The 20,151-nt window shown below is 71.2% G+C and carries 20 protein-coding genes; 12 read left to right on the top strand and 8 right to left on the bottom strand.

Annotated elements, in window-relative coordinates:
• Positions 1–7 precede the first annotated feature (7 nt).
• Positions 8–322, bottom strand: coding sequence for an ArsC/Spx/MgsR family protein (locus DRV85_RS17475; protein ID WP_113290759.1), 315 nt, complete (start codon positions 320–322; stop codon positions 8–10).
• A 205-nt stretch (positions 323–527) separates the two neighbouring features.
• Here DRV85_RS17475 and DRV85_RS17470 point away from each other — a divergent pair, with 205 nt between their 5' ends.
• Entirely contained in the window at positions 528–734 is a 207-nt protein-coding gene (locus DRV85_RS17470; RefSeq protein WP_113290758.1) for a cold-shock protein, read from the top strand.
• Positions 735–749: 15 nt separating this feature from the next.
• Here DRV85_RS17470 and DRV85_RS17465 read toward each other — a convergent pair whose 3' ends face one another.
• Positions 750–1,655: a LysR family transcriptional regulator gene (locus DRV85_RS17465; protein WP_113290775.1), complete on the bottom strand. Its 906-nt coding sequence runs from the start codon at positions 1,653–1,655 to the stop codon at positions 750–752.
• A 94-nt stretch (positions 1,656–1,749) separates the two neighbouring features.
• On the opposite strand from DRV85_RS17465, the gene metF reads away from it, so the two are divergent.
• The 5 genes from metF to DRV85_RS17440 all read left to right on the top strand — a co-directional run bounded on the left by metF (position 1,750) and on the right by DRV85_RS17440 (position 6,945).
• Positions 1,750–2,619 (top strand): methylenetetrahydrofolate reductase [NAD(P)H], encoded by an 870-nt coding sequence (metF, locus tag DRV85_RS17460; protein ID WP_113290757.1) that lies wholly within the window; start codon positions 1,750–1,752, stop codon positions 2,617–2,619.
• A gap of 133 nt (positions 2,620–2,752) precedes the next feature.
• Complete coding sequence (locus tag DRV85_RS17455; RefSeq protein ID WP_113290756.1) at positions 2,753–3,382, top strand: CDP-alcohol phosphatidyltransferase family protein; 630 nt, start codon at positions 2,753–2,755, stop codon at positions 3,380–3,382.
• The gene (locus tag DRV85_RS17450) at positions 3,379–4,575 is read left to right on the top strand and encodes an ABC transporter substrate-binding protein (protein WP_113290755.1); all 1,197 of its coding nucleotides are present in this window, start codon (positions 3,379–3,381) and stop codon (positions 4,573–4,575) included. The genes DRV85_RS17455 and DRV85_RS17450 overlap by 4 nt, the downstream gene beginning before the upstream one ends.
• Before the next feature lie 56 nt (positions 4,576–4,631).
• Positions 4,632–6,311 carry an ABC transporter permease gene (locus DRV85_RS17445; protein ID WP_113290774.1) on the top strand — a complete coding sequence of 560 codons (1,680 nt, stop codon included), beginning with the start codon at positions 4,632–4,634 and terminating at the stop codon, positions 6,309–6,311.
• Positions 6,304–6,945 (top strand): ATP-binding cassette domain-containing protein, encoded by a 642-nt coding sequence (locus DRV85_RS17440; protein WP_113290754.1) that lies wholly within the window; start codon positions 6,304–6,306, stop codon positions 6,943–6,945. The genes DRV85_RS17445 and DRV85_RS17440 overlap by 8 nt, the downstream gene beginning before the upstream one ends.
• Positions 6,946–6,981: 36 nt before the next feature.
• Here DRV85_RS17440 and DRV85_RS17435 read toward each other — a convergent pair whose 3' ends face one another.
• From DRV85_RS17435 to DRV85_RS17410, 6 genes are all read right to left on the bottom strand, one after another.
• Positions 6,982–8,283, bottom strand: a complete 1,302-nt coding sequence (locus tag DRV85_RS17435; protein WP_113290773.1) for a TRAP transporter large permease — start codon at positions 8,281–8,283, stop codon at positions 6,982–6,984.
• Positions 8,283–8,789 (bottom strand): TRAP transporter small permease, encoded by a 507-nt coding sequence (locus tag DRV85_RS17430; protein ID WP_113290753.1) that lies wholly within the window; start codon positions 8,787–8,789, stop codon positions 8,283–8,285. Before DRV85_RS17430 ends, DRV85_RS17435 begins: the two co-directional genes overlap by 1 nt.
• Before the next feature lie 65 nt (positions 8,790–8,854).
• Complete coding sequence (dctP, locus tag DRV85_RS17425) at positions 8,855–9,874, bottom strand: TRAP transporter substrate-binding protein DctP (RefSeq protein WP_113290752.1); 1,020 nt, start codon at positions 9,872–9,874, stop codon at positions 8,855–8,857.
• A gap of 86 nt (positions 9,875–9,960) precedes the next feature.
• Entirely contained in the window at positions 9,961–10,584 is a 624-nt protein-coding gene (leuD, locus tag DRV85_RS17420) for a 3-isopropylmalate dehydratase small subunit (RefSeq protein WP_113290751.1), read from the bottom strand.
• Positions 10,581–11,993 carry a 3-isopropylmalate dehydratase large subunit gene (gene leuC, locus DRV85_RS17415; RefSeq protein WP_113290750.1) on the bottom strand — a complete coding sequence of 471 codons (1,413 nt, stop codon included), beginning with the start codon at positions 11,991–11,993 and terminating at the stop codon, positions 10,581–10,583. Before leuC ends, leuD begins: the two co-directional genes overlap by 4 nt.
• Entirely contained in the window at positions 11,990–12,793 is an 804-nt protein-coding gene (locus tag DRV85_RS17410; protein ID WP_113290749.1) for a GntR family transcriptional regulator, read from the bottom strand. The genes leuC and DRV85_RS17410 overlap by 4 nt, the downstream gene beginning before the upstream one ends.
• 143 nt (positions 12,794–12,936) lie before the next feature.
• Here DRV85_RS17410 and DRV85_RS17405 point away from each other — a divergent pair, with 143 nt between their 5' ends.
• From DRV85_RS17405 to DRV85_RS17380, 6 genes are read left to right on the top strand one after another with little or no spacing between them, the layout of a single operon-like run.
• Entirely contained in the window at positions 12,937–13,503 is a 567-nt protein-coding gene (locus DRV85_RS17405) for a nuclear transport factor 2 family protein (protein WP_113290748.1), read from the top strand.
• Entirely contained in the window at positions 13,500–15,191 is a 1,692-nt protein-coding gene (locus DRV85_RS17400) for a hydantoinase B/oxoprolinase family protein (protein WP_113290747.1), read from the top strand. The genes DRV85_RS17405 and DRV85_RS17400 overlap by 4 nt, the downstream gene beginning before the upstream one ends.
• Entirely contained in the window at positions 15,188–17,254 is a 2,067-nt protein-coding gene (locus DRV85_RS17395; protein ID WP_113290746.1) for a hydantoinase/oxoprolinase family protein, read from the top strand. The genes DRV85_RS17400 and DRV85_RS17395 overlap by 4 nt, the downstream gene beginning before the upstream one ends.
• On the top strand, positions 17,251–17,871 hold the full coding sequence (locus DRV85_RS17390; protein WP_113290745.1) for a cysteine hydrolase family protein: 621 nt from the start codon (positions 17,251–17,253) through the stop codon (positions 17,869–17,871). Before DRV85_RS17395 ends, DRV85_RS17390 begins: the two co-directional genes overlap by 4 nt.
• Positions 17,871–18,740, top strand: coding sequence for an isocitrate lyase/PEP mutase family protein (locus tag DRV85_RS17385; protein ID WP_113290744.1), 870 nt, complete (start codon positions 17,871–17,873; stop codon positions 18,738–18,740). The genes DRV85_RS17390 and DRV85_RS17385 overlap by 1 nt, the downstream gene beginning before the upstream one ends.
• Positions 18,737–20,116, top strand: coding sequence for an FAD-dependent oxidoreductase (locus tag DRV85_RS17380; RefSeq protein WP_233495572.1), 1,380 nt, complete (start codon positions 18,737–18,739; stop codon positions 20,114–20,116). The genes DRV85_RS17385 and DRV85_RS17380 overlap by 4 nt, the downstream gene beginning before the upstream one ends.
• Positions 20,117–20,151: the final 35 nt, after the last annotated feature.

The raw sequence follows: 20,151 nt of genomic DNA, 5'->3' as shown, positions 1-20,151 counted from the left end.
GGCGCCGTCAGACGCCAAGGGCGCGGCGGACCTCGGCGCTCCAGCCCAGGTGGAGCCCGTCCTCGGTCTCGATCAGCGGACGCTTCATCACCGCGGGGTGGCGGCGGATGAGCTCGACCGGGGGCAGCGCGCGCTCCTCTTCGGAGAGACTGCGCCAGGTCGCCGACCGGCGATTGACGAGATCGGCGCCGAAGACCTCCGCCGCGCGCTCGAGCAGCCCGTCGGGGAAGCCCGTGGCGCGCACGTCGACGAAATCCACCTCGTGCAGCGCGCGGGACGCGCTCCGGCAGGTGTCGCATGTGGCGAGTCCGTAGATGACCATGCCCTGTTCCTCCGCATGCAGAGCCGCGCGGGGGCGGCGCGGACGCGTTTCGCTTGCTTTTTACAAACCGCGTGCAATTCTTTCCAGGCGGCCGCGGTTCTTCAGTCTCCTGCCTCGACCTCCGACGAAGCCGGTCCTGAAGTCGGCGATCGTGCCCCGGCGCGGCGCACGGGGCGGACTTTGGGACGAAAGGAGACACGGGACAATGCCGAACGGCACCGTGAAATGGTTCAACGCCACGAAGGGCTACGGCTTCATCGCGCCCGAGGACGGCGGCAAGGACGTCTTCGTGCACATCTCGGCGGTCGAGCGCTCGGGGCTCACCGGCCTCGCGGACAATCAGCGCGTATCCTACGAGCTGCGCGAGGGGCGCGACGGCCGCACCATGGCGGGCGACCTCAAACCACTCTGACAGCCGGCGCGGGGCTCAGGCGGCCTGCATGCGGGCCGCCTCGTCCCTTGCGAGACCGATGAGATCGGCCATGTAGGGCTTCGGCATGTCCTCGCTGCGCGTGGCCGCGTAGAGCCGGCGGGTGATCCCGGCCGCGGTGAGCGGCCGGGTGACATAATCCGAGGAATACTTCACCTCGCGCACCACCCAGTCGGGCAGCACCGCGACACCGCGATTCGAGGCCACCAGCAGCAGGATGACCGCGGTCAGCTCGACCTGACGGATCGCGGCCGGTTCGACCTTGGCCGGCGTCAGCAGCTGGCTGAAGACGTCGAGGCGGGCGCGCTCCACCGGGTAGGTGATGAGCGTCTCGCCGCGGAAGTCCTGCGCCTCGATGAAGCGTTTCTGCGCCAGCGGGTGCTGGGCGGAGGCGACGAAAACGGGCGCGTAGTCGAAAAGCGGGGTGAAGGTGACGCCCGGCAGATCCTCCGGGTCGGAGGAAACCACGAGATCGACCTCCTCCTTCTGCAGCGCGGGCAGCGCGTCGAAGGCGAGGCCGGGGCGAATATCCACATCGACGTCGGGCCAGGACTTGCGGAAGGCCTCGAGCACCGGAAAGAGCCATTCGAAGCAGGCGTGGCATTCGATCGCGATGTGCAGCCGGCCGCTGCGGCCCGCGCGCAGGCCCGCGAACTCGGCCTGCACCGCGTCGATCTCGGGCAGCACCTTGTCGGCGAGGCGCAGCAGCCGCTGCCCCGCCGCCGAAAGACGCAAAGGCTTGGATCGGCGCACGAAAAGCTCCACACCGGTCTGATCCTCGAGCCCCTTGATCTGGTGGCTCAGCGCGGACTGCGTGATGTTCAGCCGCTCCGCGGCCCTGGCCAGCCCGCCCTCCTCGTGGATCGCCTTGATCGAGCGGAGATGGCGGAATTCGAGGTGCATCTTCATACGCGCCTCATCTTGGACTTGAGCGATATGAGTTTGTTTCACGAAACGCCCCATGCGACAAGGTCGTGTCCAACAGAGGGAGCTCCAGATGACCGACGTGCCGGCCGTATCCTTCGAGTTCTTCCCGCCCAAGTCGCTCGAGGCGTCCTTTCGCCTGTGGGACACGGTGCAGGTGCTCGCGCCGCTGGCGCCGCGCTTCGTCTCGGTCACCTACGGCGCGGGCGGCACGACCCGCGAGCTCACCCGCGACGCCGTCGGCACGCTGCACAAGCATTCCGGGCTCAACGTCGCCGCGCATCTGACCTGCGTGAACGCCTCGCGCGCCGAGACGATGGAGATCGCAGAGGGCTTCGCCGAAGCCGGCGTGCGCGAGATCGTGGCGCTGCGCGGCGACCCGCCCAAGGGCGAGGGCAGCTTCACCCCGCACCCCGAGGGATTCGGCAACTCGGCGGAACTGGTCGAGGCGCTGGCGGAGACCGGCAAGTTCACCATCCGGGTGGGCGCCTATCCCGACCCGCATCCCGACGCCGCGCACGAGAACGCGGATGTCGAGTGGCTCAAGCGCAAGATCGACGCGGGCGCGCACGAAGCGATCACGCAGTTCTTCTTCGAGCCGGAGACCTTCTTCCGCTTCCGCGACCGGTGCGAGAAGGCCGGCATCGACGTGCCGATCGTTCCCGGCATCATGCCGATCGAGAACTGGGCCGGGATCAAGCGCTTCGCCAAGATGTGCGGCGCGGTGATCCCCGACTGGCTCGACCGCGCCTTCGAGAAGGCCGAGCGCGACGGGCGCACCGACCTGCTGGCCACCGCACAGTGCACCGAGCTTTGCACCAAGCTGATCGAGGGCGGCGTGGACAAGCTGCATTTCTACACGCTCAACAAGCCCGAGCTGACCCGCGACGTCTGCTTCGCGCTGGGCGTGAAGCCCGAGATGAAGCTCGAGCACGTCGCCTGAGCCAAGGCGCTTGAAAAAGCGCCTTGCAAGCGGTTTCGAAACCGCTTGCAAGGGCCTTCGAAGGCCCTTTTCCGGCGCGCTGTTCACGCAAAATCGACTCGCGGGTGAAGCAGCGCGCGCCTACCCTCCGCGCATGTTCGACGCCCGCCTCCGGCCCCTGATCGATCCGCCGCTCGACCGGCTCGGGCGGCATGTCGCGCGTGCGGGCATCGGCGCGGACGCCGTCACGCTGGGCGGGCTCGCCCTCGGCCTCGGCGCCGCGGCGCTGATCGCCGCAGGGCATCCCGACTGGGCGCTCGTCCCGCTCCTGCTGAGCCGGCTCGCGGACGGGCTCGACGGCGCGGTGGCGCGCGCCACGCAGCGCTCGGATTTCGGCGGCTATCTCGACATCACCAGCGACTTTCTTTTCTACGCGGCGATCCCGCTCGCCTTCGTCTGGCTCGACCCGGCGGCCAACGGCGCCGCGGGCGCCTTCCTGCTCGCGAGCTTCTACTTCAACGGCGCCACCTTCCTTGGCTTCGCCGTGCTGGCGGAGAAGGCGCGCATGCGCACCGACGCGCGCGGGGTGAAGTCGCTCTATTTCACGGGCGGGCTGCTGGAGGGGGCGGAGACCATCGGCTTCTTCGTGCTGATCTGCCTGCTGCCCGGCTGGTTCGCGCCGCTCGCCTGGGTCTTCGGCACGCTCTGCTTCGTCACCGCCGGTTCGCGCCTGCTGCTCGCGCGCAAGGTCTTTCCCGCCGCTTCGACAGAGGAGACGCCATGAAGAGGACACTCGCCGCCGTGCTGGCCGCCCTGCCCGGCCTCGCCCTCGCCGGGCCCGACCCGGCCGACTGGGACGCCGTGCTGGAAGAGGCGCGCGGCCAGACGGTTTACTGGAACGCCTGGGGCGGCTCCACCAACACAAACGCCTTCATCGCCTGGGTGGGCGCGCGCGTGGCGGAGGACTACGGCGTCACGGTCGAGCACGTGAAGCTCGCCGACACCGCCGACGCCGTCAGCCGCGTGCTGGCCGAAAGGACCGCCGGGCAGGACGCGGGCGGCGCCATCGACCTCGTCTGGATCAACGGCGAGAACTTCGCCGCGATGAAGGAGAACGATTTGCTCTTCGGCCCCTTCGCCGAAGACCTGCCGAACTGGCAATACGTCGATGTCGAGGGCAAGCCGGTGACGGTGGACTTCACCGTGCCGACGGAGGGCTTCGAGAGCCCCTGGGCCACCGCGCAGGTGGTCTTCATGTACGACTCCGCCGACATGGCCCCCCTGCCCTCGATGCAGGCGATCCTCGACTGGGCAGAGGCCAACCCGGGCCGCTTCACCTATCCCCAGCCGCCCGATTTCCTGGGCTCCACCTTCCTGAAACAGGCGCTCTACGGCGTGGTGGAGGACCCCGGGGTGCTTCTGGCGCCTGCGGATCAGGCCGATTACGCCGCCGTCACCGCGCCGCTCTGGGACTACGTCGAGGCGCTCACGCCGCATCTCTGGCGCGAGGGCCGCGCCTATCCGCAGTCCGGGCCGCGGCAGTTGCAGCTGATCGCCGACGACGAGATCGACCTCGCCATCTCCTTCAGCCCGGGCGAGGCCTCTGCCGCCATCGCCAATTTCCAGCTCCCCGACACGGTGCGCACCTTCGTCCCCGACGGCGGCACAATCGGCAACGCGAGCTTCGTCGCCATTCCCTACAACGCCTCGGCCAAGGCCGGCGCGATGGTGGTGGCGAACTTCCTGCTCTCGCCCGAGGCGCAGGCGCGGGCGCTCGACCCCGAGATCCTCGGCTACGGCACGGTGCTCGACATGGAGAAACTGCCGGCGGAGGCGCGCGCGCGCTTCGAGGGGATCGAGCTGGGCATCGCCACCCTTTCGCCCGACGAGTTGGGCCCCGCCCTGCCCGAGCCGCATCCGACCTGGATGGAGAGGATCGAGCGCGACTGGATCGACCGCTACGGCGTCGCGGAGTGAGGCCGGCGCGCGCCCTCGCCCGCGGCGCGGTGCGCGCGCCCCTGCCCCGGGTCCGGATGCTGCCGGCGGTGCCGCTGCTCACGGTGGGCCTGCTGACGCTTCCCGTCGGCGCCGGCCTGGTCGGCACGGCGCTGCCGGCCTTCGGCGTGATGCCCGCGCTGGGACGCGCCGAGCCGGGCCTCGACGCTTTCCGCGCGCTCGCGGACTGGCCGGGCCTCGGCCCGGCGATGCGGCTCTCGGTCGTCACGGGGCTGGCGGCGACCGCGGTCTCGCTCGCCGTGACCATGCTGATCGTGGCGAGCTGGTCCGGCACGCGCGTCTTCGCGGCGATCCGGCGCGCGCTCGCGCCGCTCCTGTCGGTGCCGCATGCGGCGGCCGCTTTCGGTATCGCCTTCCTGATCGCGCCCTCTGGCTGGCTGCTGCGCGCGCTGTCGCCCTGGGCGACCGGCTTCGAGCGCCCGCCCGACTGGCTGGTGGTGCAGGATCCGCAGGGCCTCGCCCTGATCGCGGGGCTCGTGGCGAAGGAGGTGCCCTTCCTGCTGCTGATGTCCATCGCCGCGCTGGGGCAGACCGACGAGCGGCGTGCGCTGACCGTCGCCCGCAGCCTCGGCTACGGACGCGAAGGCGCGTGGTTCCGCACCGTCTTTCCCCGGCTCTACCGGCAGATCCGGCTGCCGGTCTATGTCGTGCTGGCCTATTCCATGACGGTGGTGGACGTGGCCGCGATCCTCGGGCCCAACACGCCCGCCACGCTGTCTGTACAGATCGTGCGCTGGATGAACGACCCCGACCTCGCGCTGCGGCTGCAGGCCGCAGCGGGCGCGGTGGTGCAACTGCTCCTGGTGGTTGCGGCGCTCGGTCTGTGGCGCCTGGCCGAGGCGGCGCTGGCCGGGATCGGCCGCGCCTGGGTGCGCTCGGGGCGGCGCGGGCCGCGGGGGCCCTGGCTGCCGGCGCTCTCGCTCGCGCTCGCCGGGCTGTCGGCGACGGCGGTGCTGGCGGGCCTCGCCCTGCTGGCGCTCTGGTCTGTGGCGGCGCTCTGGAGCTTCCCGCAGGCCTGGCCCGACGCGCTCACGCTGCGCAGCTGGGCGCGGCACGGGCCGGAGCTTGTCGACCTGCTGCTGACCACGGGGGCCATCGCGGGTCTCTCGGCGCTGATCGCGCTCCTGCTCGCCATCGGTTGCCTCGAGGCCGAGGAGCGCTATGGCCTCCGGATCGGCCGCGGCGGGCTCTGGCTGCTCTACGCCCCGCTGATCGTGCCCCAGGTGGCCTTCCTGCCGGGATTGCAGGCGGCGCTGCTCTGGTCCGGCGCGCAGAGCGGGATCTGGGCGGTCACGGCCGCGCATCTGGTCTTCGTCTTTCCGTATGTCTTCCTGTCGCTGGGCGATCCCTGGCGGGCCTGGGACAGGCGGCTCGGCACGGCCGCGCGCGGGCTGGGCGCGGGGCCCGAAGGCGTGCTCTGGCGCGTCCGGCTGCCGATGCTGCTGGCCCCCCTGCTCACCGCCTTCGCGGTGGGCTTCGCGGTCTCGGTGGGCCAGTATCTGCCCACGCTGCTCGTGGGCGGCGGGCGCGTGGCGACGGTGACGACCGAGGCGGTAGCGCTCGCAGCCGGCGGCGACCGGCGCGCGATCGGCGTGCACGCCCTGGCCCAGACGGCGGCGGCGCTTCTGCCCTTCGCGCTCGCGCTGGCGGTGCCCCGCCTGGTCTGGCGGAACCGGCGGGGGATGCAGCATGGATGAGGGTCTGAGGCTTGAGGGCCTGCGGATCGCGCAGGGGCAGCGTCCGCTCGTCGCGCTGGATCTCGCCGTCGCGCCCGGCACGGTGGCGTCGGTCATGGGGCCCTCCGGCGCGGGCAAGTCCACCCTGCTCGCGGCGGTGATGGGCACGCTGGGCGCGCCGTTCGACCTGCGCGGCCGGGTCGTGCTCGGCGGGCGCGACGTCACCGCGCTGCCACCCGAGCGGCGCGGCATCGGCATCCTGTTCCAGGACGACCTGCTCTTCCCGCATCTGTCGCTGGGCGAGAACCTCGCCTTCGGGCTCTCGCGCCGCCTGCGCGGCCGGGCGGCGCGGCAGGCGGCGGTCGAGGATGCGCTGGAGGAGGCAGGCCTCGGCGGCATGGCCGGGCGCGACCCCGCGACGCTCTCGGGCGGTGAACGGCTGCGCGCGGCGCTGATGCGCACGCTTCTGGCCGAGCCGCGCGCGCTCCTGCTCGACGAGCCCTTCGCGAGCCTGGATCAGGACCGGCGCGCGCGGATGCGCCGGCTGGTCTTCGACCGGGCGCGGGCGCGCGGCCTTCCGGTTCTGATGGTCACCCACGACCCGGCCGACGCGGAGGCGGCGGGCGGACCTGTCGTGCGGATCGGCGACGACTGACGCGCGCCGCGCTGCGATCATCTCCGGCTTCCCCGGCTACCGCGCCCAGAGGGCCAGGTCCGGGAAGATCACGAGAAGTCCCACGAGCAACAGCGAACAGCCGATGAAGGGAAGCGCGGCCATGTAGATCTCGCGCATCGTGGTGCCGGGCGGCGAAACTCCCTTCATCACGAAGAGCAGCAGCCCGAAGGGCGGAGTGGTGAAGCTGATCTCCAATGCCAGCAGCATGATGAGCGCGAACCAGATCAGGTCGAAGCCCAGGCTCTGCGCCAGCGGGAAGAAGATCGGCACGGTGAGCAGCATGATCGAGATCTGCTCCATGAACATGCCCAGCAGCAGCAGCACCGCGAACATCGCGGCGAGCATCCACAAGGGCTCCAGCTCGAAGCCGGTGGCCCAGCGGATGAGTCCCGAGGAAGCACCGGAGAAGGCCAGAAGCTGGCTGAAGGTGGCCGAGCCGAAGACGATCAGATAGGCCATCAGCGTGACCTTGAGCGCGCCCTCGACCGACTTGCGGATCGCCTCCCAGGTCAGGCAGCGGAACGCGAGGCCCAGCAGCACAACCCCCAGCGCGCCGAAGGCCGCGGCCTCGGAGGGCGTGGCGAAGCCGTAGAGCATCATCAGCACGACGACCACCATGACCCCGGCCATGGGGACGATGTCGCGCAGGACCAGAAGCAGCTTCTCGAAGGGCGCGACCTGCGGCACCTCGTAGGCCGGCGCGCCCTCGGGATCGAGCCGCGTCTGCAACCAGATCAGCCCGACGTAGAGCGCGGCCAGCACCAGCCCCGGCAGCACGCCCGCGATCAGGAGCGCGCCCACGTCGATCTGCGCCAGCGTCGCCAGAAGCACCGCGAGCGCCGAGGGCGGGATGATGATGGCCAGCCCCCCGGTGCCGAGGATCGGGCCGATGGAGAACTTGTTGCGGTAGCCGCGCGCCTGCATCTCCGGCACCATGAGCGAGCCCAGAAGCGCGGTGGAGCCCATCGACGAGCCCGAGAGCGTCGCGAAGCCCGTGCCGCCCAGCACCGTGACGTAGGACAGCCGCCCCGGCACCCGGCCCAGCAGACGGTCGATCGCGTTGAACATCCGCGCGCCCAGCCCGGTGTGGAAGAAGAGCTCGCCCATCAGCAGGAACAGCGGGATCGGGATGAGCGCGAAACGCGAAAGCGCGCCGAAGCCGTTGTCGAGCATCAGGATCACGGCATTGAAGCCGCCCATGAAGACCCAGGCACCGGCAATGTTGGCGGCGAGAAAGGCGATGGCGACGGGCATTCCCAGCGCCATGAGAAAGACGATGCCGCCGATCAGCAGCGCCAGCGCCCAGTACCACTCCATCATTCGTGGATCCCCGCCTCGCCCGTGTGCATGAGCTCGTGCCCGAAGACGAAGCGCCCGAATTCCACCGCCATCAGCCCGAAGGAGACCGGGAAGGCGATGGTGAGCAGCCATTTCGGTGTGAAATAGGCCCGCACGTCGAAGTTGGACCGCGCGATGTCGCGTGCGACGAGTTCGACGCCCGCCCAAGCGAGGATCAGGCAGACCACCACGCAGCCGAAGGCGACGAGGCGCGAGAGCGCGGCCTGCGCGCGATCAGGCAGCATCGCCGTGACGAGTTCCACATGGACGTGGCCGCGCTTGCGCACCAGCCAGGGCGCGCCGAGCATCGTGAGGTAGAAAAGGCCGTATTCCCCCGAGAGAAACAGCCACGGAAAGGGCTGCATCCCCAGATTGCGCATCGTGACCGAAATCAGGATCGAGACCATCAGCCAGACGAGCAGCCCCCCCGCGACGAGCGCGAAGGCGGACAGCAGACCGTCGTATAGCCGCAGGACGGGCTTCATGGGGCGCCTTTCCGGACGGAAGAATGGGCACGGCGCCTTCTGGCGCCGCGCCGGTCAGACCGGGATCAGCTGCCCGGGTCCTTGGAAGGGTCGTAGAAGTGCTCGATCAGCGCGTCGTAGTGCTCGAGCCCCATGGGATGCTGCTCCATCTGCTCGCGCATCCGGTCCCAGGTCTTCTGGCGCGCGGCGTCGAGGTAGTTCTGCGCCGCCTCGCCCGTGAGCTCGACCACCTGCATGCCGCCCTCTTCGAGCTGGGCGAACTCCTCGTCGCGCAGCTCCGCCAGCGCCTCGGCGCTGGACTTCTCGTGCTCGATCGCCGTCTCCTGCAGGATCGTGCGCGCCTCTTCGCTGAGGCCGTTCCAGGTGTCGAGGTTCACGATCACGCCGAGGTCGGTCGAGAAGAAGTCGGGCTCGATCCGGTAGTTGACGAAGTCGTTCCACTTCAGGTCGATGAGACCGATCTGCGTCCAGCCGGTGGCGTCCACGATGCCGCGCTCGAGCGCCGAGTAGACGTCGGTCGTCGGGATGTCGATCACGCTCGCGCCGAGATACTCGGTGAAGAAGGCGTTGTAGACGGGGTTGCCGCGCAGCTTCCAGTCCGAGACGTCGAGATTGCCCTCGGCATCGAGCTGCGGCTCGTTCACCGTCCACAGGTTGTAGCTCACGCCCGAGTCGAACCAGCCCAGGTATTTCACGCCCATCTTTTCCTGGTGGATCTGGTCGATCAGGTCGATCCCGCCGTTCTCGCGCGCCTCCGGGGCGGTCACGTTCGCGGCCACCAGCGCATCCTTTTCCGGCAGCGCGCCGGGATAGAAGCTGCCCGGCGTGTAGACCATGTCCACCACACCGTTGCGCACGGCCTCGGGCTGCTGGAACATGCCGATCGCCTCGGGGCCGCCGCGCACGTCGATGCGCACCACGCCCTCGCCGCGCTCGTTCACCTTGTCGACGAACTCGAGGAAGCTCTTGGTGTAGATCAGCGTCTCCGGAAAGGCGTGAACGGCGGTCAGCACGTCCTCTGCCGCGGCCGGCACGGCCACGAGCGCGCTGCCCGCCAGAAGTCCGGCCCTGATGGTGAGTGTCATCGCGTCATCTCCTTCGTTGCGGGCCTGCCGGCCCCTCCCTGTGTTGCCGGGGCCCTCGCGCCCCGTCGCGCGGCCGCGGCCGCGTCCTACTCCCGCGCCTTCGCTGGCCATAGCCAGGGCCGGGCTGCCGCAAGCGCCGCGCGGTGCGCGGCGATCGCCTCGTGATGGCGGCGGGTCAGGTCGATGTCGTCCCAACCGTTCGCCAGTTTCTCCCTCTCCGCGTCCGAGAGCGCGAAGCTGCAGCGCAGCGCGCCCAGGGCGAGCGTGCCCGCGTCGAGATCGACGCGGGCCTCCTGCGGCCCCTTCTCGGTGAGCGTCGCGATCAGCGCCTCGGCGTCCTCAGTGGCGAGCTGCGCGGGCAGCAGGCCGTTGTTTATCGCGTTGCCCGCGAAGATGTCGCCGAAGCTCGGCGCCGCGATCACCCGCACGCCCGCGTCCTTGAGCGCGTAGACCGCCGCCTCGCGCGACGACCCGCCGCCGAAGTTGCGCCGCGCCACGATGATCGAGGCGCCCTCGGCCTCGGGGCGGTTGAGCGGAAAGTCGGGATCGGGCCGGCCTTCCGCGTCGCGCCGCATGTCGTGCAGCAGGTAGTCGCCATACCCGGCCGAACGCGGCCGCGACATGAAGCGGGCGGGGATCAGCTGATCGGTGTCGATGCCCTCGACCGGCAGCGCGACCGCCTTGCCGCTATGCGTCCTCCAGCCGGTCACGCGACCGCCCTCCCCTTCAGCAAGGGCCGCGCGTCGGTCAGCGCCCCGGCGACGGCGGCGGCGGCGGCCATCATCGGCGACATCAGGTGGGTGCGCGCGCCCGGCCCCTGCCGGCCGCGGAAATTGCGGTTGGTGGTGGACGCGCAGCGCTCGCCCGGCGGCACCAGGTCTCCGTTCATGCCGACGCACATCGAGCAGCCCGAATCGACCCAGTCGAGCCCGGCCTCGCGGAAGATCGCGTCGAGCCCCTCCTGCTCGGCCCGCGCCTTCACCGCGCTGGAGCCCGGAGAGATCATGCCGGGCACGCGCGCGCGCCGGCCCTTCAGGATCGCGGCGGCCGCGCGCAGATCCTCGAGCCGCGCGTTGGTGCAGGAGCCGATGAAGACCCGGTCGATCGGCGTGCCTTCGAGCGGGCGGCCCGGCACGAGCCCCATGTAGTCGAGCGCCGCGCGGATCTTGGCCGCGCGCGCCGGGTCGGGCTCCCGGGTCGGGTCGGGGACGGTCGCGGTGATGGGCAGCGCGTCCTCCGGGCTGGTGCCCCAGGTGACGACCGGCGCGATCTCGGCGGCGTCGAGCGTCACCTCGCGGTCGAAGACCGCGTCCTCGTCCGAGCGCAGCGTGCGCCACCACGCCATCGCCGCATCCCACGCCGCACCCTCGGGCGCGAAGGCGCGGCCCTCCAGCCAGGCGAAGGTCGTCTCGTCGGGCGCGACCATCCCCATGCGGGCGCCGCCCTCGATCGAGAGATTGCACAGCGTCATGCGCCCCGCCATCGACAGATCCCGCACCGCGCTGCCGGCGTATTCCACGGCATGGCCGCGCGCGCCGTCGGCGCCCAGCTTCGCGATCCAGGCGAGCGCCATGTCCTTGGCGCCCACGCCGGGGCCGAGCGGGCCCTCGATGGTCAGCCGCATCGCCCTGGGCCGCTTCTGCCAGACCGTCTGCGTGGCCAGCACATGCGCCACCTCGGTCGCCCCGATGCCGAACCCGAGCGCGCCGAAGGCGCCGTGCGTCGAGGTGTGGCTGTCGCCGCAGACCACGAGGCAGCCGGGCAGCGTGAGACCGGCCTCGGGGCCTGCGACATGCACGATCCCCTGCCGCGGATCGTTCAGTCCGAACAGGCGGAACCCGTGCGCTTCGGCGTTCTCCTCCAGCGTACGGACCATGCGCGCGATGTCCGGGTCGCCGATCGGGCGCTCGCGATGGCGCGTGGGCACGTAGTGATCGGCGACGCCGATGGTGAGCTCCGGCTCGGCGACGGGCAGCCCGCGCTCGGCCAGCTTGGCGAAGCCGTGATGCGAGCCCTCGTGCACGAAGTGCCGGTCCACCCAGAGCAGATCCTCGTCGCCCTGCGAAGTCACGACATGCGCATCCCAGAGCCGGGCGAAGAGCGTTTGCGGCGCGCTCATTCCGCCGCTCCCTGCGTCAGGACTGCCGGCGCCCAGTGCCGCGCCTCGCCCGCGCCGACGCGGTCGAGCTCCATCCGCAGCCGGAAACGGTCGGGCCGGTAGAGCGCGGAGAGATGTTCGACGCCGCGGCCGTGCTCGTCGCGCACGATCCGGGTGAGCGAGATGAGCGGCGCGCCCACCTCGACCTCGAGCGCGCCGGCCACCTGCGGCGCGGCGAGCGTGGCCGTCACCTCCTGTTCGGCATGGCCGATCCGCACGCCGCCCCGCTCCATCAGCCGCAACAGCGGCGTGGTCGCCAGGTCGGCCTCGGAATAATTCGCCGCGATGTCGGCGGGCACATGGGTGGTCAGATGCGAGAACGGCAGCCCCTCCACCAGCCGCACCCGAACCGCGCGCTGCACCCGGTCCTCGTCCCGCAGCCCGAGCGCGCGGGCCACAAGCGGCGCGGCGCGGGTGTAGGAGAAGTCGATCAGCCGCGCCTCGGTCTTCTGCCCCATCTCCACGAGCTGCGGCATCAGCGTCGCCAGATCGCCGGCGAGCCGGACCCCGTCGCCGGCGCGGGCGCGCACGACCGTGCCGCTGCCGGCGCGGCGCTCGATCATGCCCTGCGCCTCCAGCGCTTCGAGCGCGCGGCGAATCGTGACCCGGCTCACGCCGTAATCCTCCGCAAGGCGCAGTTCGCCCGGCAGCACGGCCCCGGGCGCGAGCACGCCCTGCGCGATATCCTCCTGCAAGAGCAGGAAGATCCGGTGCGCCTTGCTGCCTTCCGGCAGATTGCTGCGATGGCGGTCGTCGGGCACGCCTTGCCTCCTCGTCTGGGCTGATGGTTAGTCCGCCACAGCGGCAATGCAAGAATTTTGTCTTATCCGGGTCGAAGAATTTGTTCTTTTCTTGCGCGGCTACCTGTCCTATCCATAATACAGGTCAACTCGGGAGGGCGGCGATGCCGGTGGTCACGATTCATCTGATGACAGGCTACGACGCCGCGACGCGCCGGCGGATCGGCACGGCGCTGACCAACGCCGTGGCCGGCGTGATCGACGCGCCGCCCGAGGGGATCACCGTGATGATGCCCGAGATGGATCCGGCGAGCTACATGCGCGGCGGAGCGCCCCGCCAGCCAGGCGCGCCGCGCCCGGATCCCGCCGAACTCGTGCGCCGCTTCCTCGAGACGATGGAGGCGCGCGACCTCGACGCCGCGCGCGCCATGCTGGCGCCGGGCTTCACCATGACCTTCCCGGGCGCGCAGCGGATGACCACGCTCGAGGAGCTCGTCGCATGGTCGAAGCCGCGCTACCGCTTCGTGCGCAAGACCTACGAGCGATTCGATTCGCTCCAGGACGGGCAGACCGCCATCTGCTACTGCTTCGGCACGCTCTCGGGCGAGTGGCTCGACGGCACGCCCTTCGACGGCATCCGCTTCATCGACCGCTTCGAGATCGAGGGCGGCCGCTTCACCCGGCAGGACGTCTGGAACGACATGGCCGAAGCGAAGGCGCGGTCGGCATGAGCCTTGATCCCATCACCCTCGCGGTGCTCGCCGGCCGCATGGAGCAGATCGCCGACGAGATGGACGCGACGCTCTTCCGCGCCGCCTTCAACCCGATCATCGCCGAGGCGCACGACGCCTCCCACGGGCTCTACCACGCCGAGACGGGCGAGACGCTGGTGCAGGGCAAGACCGGCCTGCCGATCTTCGTGGGCGTCATGGCCTTCGCCGTGAAGGCGGTGATCGACAAGGCCGCGGAACAGGGCGGCCCGCAGCCGGGCGACGTCTGGATCTTCAACGACGCGCACATGGGCGGCACGCATCTCTCCGACATGCGGCTCGTGCGGCCCTATTTCCGCGAGGGGGAGCTTTTCTGCTGGCTCGCCTCCGTGGGCCACTGGCACGACGTGGGCGGCGCGGTGCCGGGCAACTACAACCCCGCCGCGACGGAGGCCTTTCAGGAGGCGGTCGTCATCCCGCCCGTGCGCCTCGTGCGCGGGGGCGAGTTGCAATCGGACGTGCTCGACATCCTGATGCGCAACACGCGCCTGCCCATGTCGGCGGAGGGCGACCTGAACGGGCAGCTCGGCGCGCTCGACCTCGGCGTGAAGCGGCTCGACGCGCTGCTCGACGAATACGGCCCCGAGACCGTGCAGGCCGCGCTCGCGGCGCTCGGCGATCGGGCCGAGACGCTCTTGCGGCAGGAGGTGGCGGCGCTGCCCGACGGGCGGTGGGAGGCCGAGGACTTCCTCGACAACGACGGCATCGCGCCCGAGGCGCTGCCGATTCGCGTGGCGCTCGAGATCGAGGGCGAGCGCCTGCGCCTCGACTTCGCGGGCACGGCGGGCGGCGTGGCGGGGCCGATCAACATCGCCCGGCCCACGGCCATCGCCTGCGTCTACGTGGCGATCAAGCACCTCTTCCCGAGCCTGCCCGCCAACGCGGGCGTGCTGCGGCCCATCGACATCGCGATCCCCGAGGACTGCCTGCTCTCGGCGGAGTTCCCGACACCCACGGGCGGCTACACGGAAACCATCCTGCGGATGATCGACGTGATCTTCTTGGCCGCGGCCGAGGCCGCGCCGGAGCGCGCGATCGCCAACGCCTACGGCACGATCAACGCGCTTTCCATCGCGGGCAAGCGGCGCGACGGGGGCCGCTGGGTGATGTTCAGCTTCTACGGCGGCGGGCACGGGGCCACGCGCGACAGCGACGGGCTCAACCACGGCAACGCGCCGATCAGCATGGCCACGATCCCGCCGGTGGAGATCCTCGAATCCGCCTATCCGGTCGCCTTCCGGCAATGGGCGCTGCGGCCGGACAGCGCGGGCGCCGGCGCGCACCGCGGCGGCCTCGGCGCGATCTACGAGATCGAGGTGCTCGAAGAGATGGGCGCCGAGGCCTTCTTCTTCGGCGAGCGGGGACGGTTCTCGCCGAAGGGGGTTGCGGGCGGGGGGGATGCCGCCCGCAACCGCTTCACCTTCCAGCAGGGCGATGCCTGGGAAGCGCCGCCGCTGGTGTCCAAGATGGTCGGGATCAAGCTGAAACAGGGCGAGCGCGTGCGGCTCGAGACCCCCGGTGGCGGCGGCTACGGGCCGCCCGGGGACCGCCCTGCCAAGGCCGTGGCCCGCGACGTCGCGCAGGGCTACATCGCCGCGGACGAGGCCGACGCCGCCTACGGCGCCGCCTGGCGGGAGGCGCGAGCATGAGCCGGCGGATCATCGGGGTGGACGTGGGCGGCACCTTCACCGACGTCTTCTCGCTCGACATGGAGAGCGGAAAGGCCGGCGTCGCCAAGGTGCCGACGACGCGCCCCGACCAGTCGGGCGGCTTTCTCGCAGGTCTCCGGCACGAGGTCGAAAGCCTGGGCGACATCGCGACGGTCGTGCACGGCACCACCGCGGGGACCAACGCGCTGCTGGAGCGCAAGGGCGCGAAGACGGGCGTGATCACGACCGCGGGCTTCCGCGACGTTCTCGAGATGCGCCGCCGCGACCGGCCGCGGACCTGGGGCCTGCGCGGGGATTTCGTGCCGGTCGTGCCGCGCGACCTGCGCCTCGAGGTGCCCGAGCGGGTGCTGGCCGACGGCACGGTGGAGCGGGCGGTGGACCTCGACGCGGTGCGCGCCGCCGGCCGCGCGCTTCTCGAGGAAGGCTGCGCGTCGGTCGTCGTGCTCTTCGTCAACGCCTACGCCAACCCCGAAAACGAGGCGCGCGCCGCGGCCGCCCTGCGCGAGATCTGGCCCAACCCGCATGTCGCGGCGTCGTCCGAGATTCTGCCCGAGATCCGCGAGTTCGAGCGTTTCTCGACCACCGCGCTCAACGGCTACCTGCAGCCCGAGGTCGCTGGCTACCTCGACCGCCTGGAAGGGGCGCTGAAGGGCGACGGCTTCGGCGGCGAGTTCCTGATCGTGCAGTCGAACGGCGGCGTGATGTCGGTGGAGACCGCCTGCCGCCTGCCGGTGCGCACGGCGCTCTCCGGCCCGGCCGCGGGCGTGATCGCCGCCGGCTACATCGCCGAGAGCGCGGGCTTTTCCAACGTCATCACCGGCGACATGGGCGGCACCAGCTTCGACGTGTCGCTGATCGCGGGGGGCGAGACGGTGCTCTCGCCGCAGACGGCCATCGACTTCGGCCTCGTGGTGCGCACGCCCATGATCGAGATCGCGACCATCGGCGCGGGCGGCGGTTCCATCGCGAGCGTGGACGCCGGCGGTCTGTTGCAGATCGGTCCCGAAAGCGCGGGCTCCGATCCCGGCCCCGTGGCCTACGGGCGCGGCAACGACCGGCCCACGGTGACCGACGCCAACATCGTCCTGGGCCGGATCGACCCGGCGCGCCCGCTCGGCGAGGGGCTGGGCGCCCTGGATCTCGAGGCGGCGAAACGCGCGATCGAAATCCACGTCGCCAAGCCCTTGAAGCTCGACGTGATGGACGCCGCGGAAGCCATTGTACGGATTGCAAATTCCGCGATGGCGGGCGCCATCCGCCTGGTCTCGATCGAGCGCGGCTTCGACCCCGAACGCTTCGTCTTCATGCCCTTCGGCGGCGGCGGCGCGCTGCACGCCGGCGCGATGATCGCCGAGGTGGGCCTCGCCCGCGCGCTGGTGCCGCGCTATCCCGGCGTCACCTCCGCGATGGGCTGCGTGATCGCCGACATGCGGCAGGATTTCGTACAGACGCTGGGCACGATGCTGGACGCGCTCGACTTCGAGGATCTGCGCGCGCGCATGCAGGAGCACCTCGATCAGGGCAACGCGACTCTCGACGCGGCCGACACGGGCTTCGCCGCGCGCGAGGCACGCTTCGAGCTCGACATGGCCTATCTGGGCCAGACCCATACCGTCGCCGTTCCGGTCACGGTCGAGATGGACGGCGGCACGGTGAAGCCGCTTTCGGCCGGCGCGATCCGGGCGGCCTTCGAAGAGACCTACCGCGGGCTCTACGGCCGCCTGCTGAACAGCCCGATGCGCGTGCTCAACCTGCGCAGCGCGGTGCTCGGCAAGCGGCCCAAGTTCGACCTCGCCACGCTCGCGCCCGGCCCCGAGGCGGACATGGAGGCCGCCGCGAAGGGCGCCCGTCCCGTCTATGCGCAGGGCGCCTGGCACGAGGCGCGGGTCTTCGACCGGCTCGCCCTGCCCGTGGGCGCGCGCATCGACGGCCCCGCAGTGCTGGAACAGCCCGACGCGACCATCTTCGTCGAGCCCTGGCTTCTGGCCGAGGTGGACGCGCACGGCAACGTCCTTCTGACAGCCAAGGAGACCGCGGCATGAGCCACGACGGCCCCCTCGACCCGACGCGCACCGCGGTGCTCACGATCGACCTGCAGAACGACTTTCTGCACCCGGACGGCGCCTACGGCCGCGCCGGGCAGACCGGGCCGGGCCTGCCGGAGTTGCCCGCAAGGGTGAAGCCCGTGATCGACGCCGTGCGCGCGAAGGGCGGCGTCTTTGTCTCGGCGCAGTTCACGCTGGTGCCGCGGCCGGGCGGTGCCGAGCCACTGATCGCGCCGCATCTCAAGGCCCTGCGGCCCTTCCTGACGACCGGCGACTTCGCGCCCGGCGGCTGGGGTAACGCCGCGGTAGACCTCCTCCAGCCACCCGACTACACCGTGGAAAAGGTCGCCTATTCAGCATTCTATCAGACGCGGCTCGAGTACATTCTGAAGGCGCTCGGCATCGAGACGCTGATCGTGGGCGGCATCGTGACCAACGGCGGCGTCGCCAGCACGGTGCGCGACGCGCACATGCGCGGCTACCGCACGATCCTGCTCGCCGACGGCTGCGGCGCCTTCAAGCCGGAGGTGCACGAGGCCACGCTGGTCGCGCTGGCCTCGGTCACCGAGCAGGAAAGCTGCGAAAGCGCGCGCCGCCTACCGGGGCTCGCGTGATGGAGAGCCTGCGCGCCCGCCTCGCCCGCCGTCCCGTGCTGCTCGCTCCGGGCGTCTACGACGGGCTCACCGCGGCCCTGGCCACGGCGGCCGGCTTCGAGGCGCTCTACCTCTCGGGCGCGGCGGTCGCCTATACCCGGCTCGGACGGCCCGACATCGGGCTCACGACGATGTCCGAGATGGCCGACACGCTGGCGCTGATCCGCGACCGGACCGCGCTGCCCGTCATCGTCGATGCCGACACAGGCTTCGGCAACGCGCTCAACGCGCAGCGCACCATGCGCGCCTACGAGCGCGCCGGCGCCAGCGCGCTCCAGGTCGAGGACCAGAGCTTTCCGAAGCGCTGCGGGCATCTCTCGGACAAGCGGCTGATCCCGGCGGCCGAGATGGCCGGCAAGATCCGCGCCATGGCCGACGCGCGCGAGAGCGCCGAGACGCTCATCATCGCGCGCACGGATGCGATCGGGGTGGAGGGCTTCGAGGCGGCGCTGGAGCGCGCCGAAGCCTATGTTGGCGCAGGTGCGGACGCGCTCTTCGTCGAGGCGCCGCGCTCGGGCGAGGAACTGCGTGCCGTGGCCGCGCGCTTCGCGGGGCGCGTCCCGCTGATGGCCAACATGGTCGAGGGCGGCGTGACCCCGGTCAGCGCGGCGCAGGATCTCGAGGCGATGGGCTATGCGCTCGTCATCTTTCCCGGCGGCATCGTCCGGGCGTTGGCGAAGACGGCGGAGGAGTACTACGCCAGCCTGCACGCCCACGGCTCCAACCGGCCCTTCGCCGCGCGGATGTTCGACTTCAAGGAGCTCAACGCCCGCATCGGCACGCCAGAAATGCTCGAGGCCGGGCGCGCCTACGACGGAGGCGAGGAGTGAGCACCCGCCCTGCGCCGCAGAGCTTTCCGGTCTCCGTCGAGACGCTGGTGATCGGCGCGGGCGCGGCGGGCATGGTTGCGGCGCTCTCGGCGCAGGAGGCCAGCCAGGAGGTGCTGGTGCTCGAACGCGACGCGGTGCCCGCGGGCTCCACGGCGCTCTCGGCCGGGCTGATCCCGGCGGCAGGCACCGCGCAGCAGCGCGCCGCCGGGATCGAGGACAGCCCTGCCCGCTTCGCCGAGGACATCCAGCGCAAGGCACACGGCGAGGCCGATCCGGCCCTCGTCCGGGCGCTGACGGAGGCGATCCCCGAGGCGGTCGCCTGGCTCACCGACGGCCTCGGCCTGCCGCTCACGCTGGTCGAGGATTTCGACTATCCGGGCCACTCGCGCCGGCGGATGCACGGGCTGCCCGACCGTGCCGGCGCCTCGCTCGTCGACGCGCTGCGCAGCCTCTGCGAGGCCCGCGACATTCCGATCGTCTGCGACCGGCGCGTCGAGACGCTCTTCACGGATGCGGCCGGCGAGGTGGCGGGCGCGGCGGCACGGTTGCCGGACGGGACCGCGGAAGAGATCGGCGCGCGGCGCGTGATCCTCGCCTGCAACGGCTATGGCGGCGACAAGGCCCGCGTCGCCCGGCACATGCCGCAGATCGCCGAGGCGCTCTATTTCGGGCATGCCGGCAACACCGGCGAGGCGCTGGGCTGGGCCGAGGCGCTCGGGCTGAAGACGGCGCAGCTGGGCGCCTACCAGGGGCACGGCAATGTGGCCCACCCGCACGGCATCCTGATCACCTGGGCCGTCATCACCGAGGGCGGCGTGCAGGTGAACGCCGAGGGCCGCCGCTTCTGGAACGAGGCGCAAGGGTATTCAGAGGCGGCACGCGCGGTGCTGGCCCAGCCCGGCGGGCAGGCATTCACGATCTTCGACGCGCGAATCGCCGGCGTGGCCCGACAGTTCGCCGACTTCCGCGCGGCCGAGGCGCAGGGCGCGGTGCGGCGGGCCGAGACGCCCGAAGCGCTGGCGAAGCTGTTCGATCTGCCGGCCGAGGCGCTGGCGCGCACGATGGCCGAAGCGGAGGCGGCGCGCGCGAGCGGCGCGGCGGATACCTTCGGCCGCCATTTCGGCGCGACACCGCCCCTCGCCCCGCCCTATTGCGGCGTCCGGGTCACGGGCGCGCTGTTTCACACCCAGGGCGGCCTGGCGGTGACGCCCGAGGCGCGCGCGGTGCGCGCGGATGGCCGGGCGATGCACAGCCTCTTCGCCGCCGGCGGCGCGGCGGTGGGCGTCTCGGGTTCGGGCGACTCGGGGTATCTTTCGGGCAACGGCCTGCTCGCGGCGGTGGGCCTGGGCCGGATCGCGGGGCGGCAGCCGCTCTGAAATGCCGTCTGCCAACGCCGACTCGACGCGGCAAT

The organism is Rhodosalinus halophilus (assembly GCF_003298775.1).
In the GTDB taxonomy this organism is placed as follows: domain Bacteria; phylum Pseudomonadota; class Alphaproteobacteria; order Rhodobacterales; family Rhodobacteraceae; genus Rhodosalinus; species Rhodosalinus halophilus.
The sequence above is the reverse complement of the archived record's forward strand: the minus strand, read 5'-3'. Positions and strand labels throughout refer to the sequence as shown.